2 protein-coding genes and 1 pseudogene are annotated in these 1190 nt (G+C 52.8%); all 3 read left to right on the top strand.

From position 1 onward, the window contains the following. Positions 1-220: pseudogene (locus HW443_RS11465) on the top strand (metallophosphoesterase); the annotation flags it as partial. A 145-nt stretch (positions 221-365) separates the two neighbouring features. Then, positions 366-497, top strand: coding sequence for a hypothetical protein (locus HW443_RS13495; protein ID WP_258187212.1), 132 nt, complete (start codon positions 366-368; stop codon positions 495-497). Further along, on the top strand, positions 490-1122 hold the full coding sequence (locus tag HW443_RS11460; RefSeq protein ID WP_176231097.1) for a hypothetical protein: 633 nt from the start codon (positions 490-492) through the stop codon (positions 1120-1122). The genes HW443_RS13495 and HW443_RS11460 overlap by 8 nt, the downstream gene beginning before the upstream one ends. Positions 1123-1190: the final 68 nt, after the last annotated feature.

Below are 1190 nucleotides of genomic sequence, written 5' to 3'. Positions count from 1 at the left end.
GTGTGGCCATACCCACGGTGGGCAGGTGCGTTTGCCTTTTATCGGCCCACCGGTGGTACCCTCCTGCTTCGGACAGAAGTACGCCAGTGGGCTGGTGCGGGGGCCAAGCACGCTGGTCTACATCAACCGGGGCATCGGGCTCATCTCGCCGCCAGTGCGTTTCAACTGTCGGCCGGAGATCACACTTTTGCATCTGAAGTACCACAGGGAAAATGGGTAATAGAGAAAGAGCGTGACGATTGTGTACAGACAGCGATAATGCCGTCAAGGAGATCATGGAGTGATGAGGGACATCATACGAATGCAACGTATCGGAGTAGGAACGGAAATACATTATTATCCCAGCACTAGGGAGGTGAGGACAGATGGAGACTTTTGTCTGCCCCAAATGCGGTGGCACCAGCTACTCGGCCAGCAGGGGTGGAATTTGCCCCTACTGCAAATACCGGTTCAAGACGGACACCTGGGAAGAGGAGGAGGGTCAGGAAGATGCCTAAAGCCAGGCATCTTGGGTATGCTTTTCTGCTGCTGGTAGTAGTTGCGGTAGCCGGCCTGGTTATTTGGAACCTCACTGGAGCTAACCCCCATTATGAAATTCCTACCTTGGCCTTATTTGACCAGCCCAAGAAGCCACCGGAGGAAGATCAGGCCACCAAGGCGGCCGAGCTTATGCAAACTAGCATAGACTCGCAGCACCTGGAGAAGATTCAGGCTGCCGTACGCGAAATGCATAAAAAGTTGAACAGTCTGACTGGATGGGACAGTATCAACTTCTTCGCTGACCAGAGCACTACCAAGTGGAGAGAGGTGGAGCAACTATCGGAAAGCTACGGCAGGCAAATTGACCAGTTGCTACCACTTATTGCCGACCCAAACCTAAAGAGGGACCTCATTGCCTTCAGAGATCTTCTGGAGGTTGCCGCGGAGGAGAAACTAGAGGTCGCCCTACGCTATGCCCACCGGGTGATTCATGATTTGGACTACTGGGTGTTTAATACCGAAACGTTCAGCGGAGGTACTCGTGATTACTGGGCAGCCACCATAACCTTGGAAAAAAAGGAGACCCGCTATCATAAGTGGCTGCAAGACAGGGAGAGGGCTGCCCAGCGCATAGGCCAATAATTTCGGGAACTGCCCTAAGATAGGAGGTCAGGAAGATGATGAAGCCCAGAACGATTCTATATGCTTTT

Source organism: Candidatus Hakubella thermalkaliphila (genome assembly GCF_013281975.1).
GTDB classification, from domain to species: Bacteria; Actinomycetota; Humimicrobiia; order Hakubellales; family Hakubellaceae; genus Hakubella; species Hakubella thermalkaliphila.
This window is presented reverse-complemented; position numbering and strand designations above follow the sequence as displayed.